The 1,843-nt window shown below is 71.0% G+C and carries 1 protein-coding gene; it reads right to left on the bottom strand.

The window, feature by feature from the left end; translation table 11 throughout:
• Positions 1-5 precede the first annotated feature (5 nt).
• Positions 6-1,843: DNA translocase FtsK (locus Q0112_RS02155; RefSeq protein ID WP_297970788.1), on the bottom strand; the 1,838-nt coding region annotated here is incomplete at its 5' end.

Below are 1,843 nucleotides of genomic sequence, written 5' to 3'. Positions count from 1 at the left end.
GGGCCTCACCGCTCCGGCACCAGCACCTCGCGCTTGCCGACGTGGTTGGCCTGGCTGACGACGCCCTGCTCCTCCATCATCTCGACCAGCTTGGCGGCCTTGTTGTAGCCGACCGAGAGCTTGCGCTGGATGTAGGAGGTCGAGCACTTGCGGTCCTTGGCGACGATCGCCACCGCCTGGTCGTAGAGCGCGTCGTCCGACTGGGTGTTGCCGCCGAGGCCGAGCACCAGGTCGATGTCGGATTCCTCCTCCGCACCCGGGCCGTCGACGATGCCGTCGTCGTAGTCCGGGATGCCGAGCGACTTGAGGTGGCGCACCACCTCCTCGACCTCCTCGTCCGACACGAAGGGCCCGTGCACGCGGGTGATCCGCCCGCCGCCGGCCATGTAGAGCATGTCGCCCTGCCCGAGCAGCTGCTCGGCGCCCATCTCGCCGAGGATGGTGCGGCTGTCGATCTTCGAGGTCACCTGGAAGGAGATCCGCGTCGGGAAGTTCGCCTTGATCGTGCCGGTGATGACGTCGACCGAGGGCCGCTGCGTCGCCATGATCAGGTGGATGCCGGAGGCGCGCGCCATCTGCGCGAGGCGCTGGATGCAGGCCTCGATCTCCTTGCCGGCGACCATCATCAGGTCGGCCATCTCGTCGACGATGACGACGATGAAGGGCATCGCCTCGGGCTGGAAGCTCTCGGTCTCGAAGACCGGCTCGCCGGTCTCCTCGTCGAAGCCGGTCTGCACGGTGCGGGTGAAGGCCTCGCCGCGCTCGAGCGCGTCCTTCACCCGGGCGTTGTAGCCGTCGATGTTGCGCACGCCCATCTTCGACATCTTGCGGTAGCGCTCCTCCATCTCGGCCACCACCCACTTCAGCGCCACGACGGCCTTCTTCGGGTCGGTGACGACCGGGGAGAGGAGATGCGGGATGCCGTCGTAGACCGAGAGCTCCAGCATCTTCGGGTCGATCATGATCAGCCGGCACTCGGCGGGCGACAGCTTGTAGAGCAGGCTCAGGATCATCGTGTTGATCGCGACCGACTTGCCGGAGCCGGTGGTGCCGGCGATCAGCAGGTGCGGCATGCGCGCCAGATCGACGATCACCGGTTCGCCGCCGATGTCCTTGCCGAGCGCGAGCGGCAGCGCGTGCGCCGAGTCGCCGAAGCCCCTGGCGGCGAGGATCTCGCGCAGCAGCACCTTCTCGCGGTGCTCGTTCGGCAGCTCGATGCCGATGACCGAGCGGCCGGGGATGGTGGAGCAGCGGCAGGCCAGCGCCGACATCGAGCGGGCGATGTCGTCGGCGAGGCCGATGACGCGGCTCGCCTTCAGCCCCGCCGCCGGCTCCAGCTCGTACATGGTGACGACCGGGCCGGGGCGGATCGAGGTGATCTCGCCCCGCACGCCATAGTCGTCGAGCACCGTCTCGAGCATGCGCGCATTCTCCTCGAGCGCGTCGCTCGAGAGATGATGGCGCACGATCGTCGAGGGGCTCTGCAGCAGCGAGAGCGGGGGCGTGCGCCAGGTCTCCGGCGCGTCGGGGTCGAGCTCGAACTGCGGCTCCTCCTCGGAGCGGGCGCGGGCGCTCTTCGGCAGCGGGCGGGCGCGCGCCGGCTGCACCCGCGGTCCCGGCGCCTCGTCGGGCGCCTCCTCGCGGGCCGGGTCGCGCTCGAGGACCGCGAGATCGCCCTCGGGCTCCTCCGCCCCGCGGGCGGCGGCGCGCGGCGGGGTGCCGGCGGCGACGGCGGCCTCGCGCGCCCGCACCGCCTCCTTGATCTTCGCCATGACGCTCTCCTCGGACGAGCGCAGCGGCCCGGGCGCGAGGCGCGGGCCCTCGGCGGCGCGCCCGCCGGCCC

It is taken from the genome of uncultured Amaricoccus sp., from assembly GCF_937858865.1.
In the GTDB taxonomy this organism is placed as follows: domain Bacteria; phylum Pseudomonadota; class Alphaproteobacteria; order Rhodobacterales; family Rhodobacteraceae; genus Amaricoccus.
Note: the sequence above shows the minus strand (reverse complement) of the source record. Positions and strands in the feature narration are given on the sequence as shown.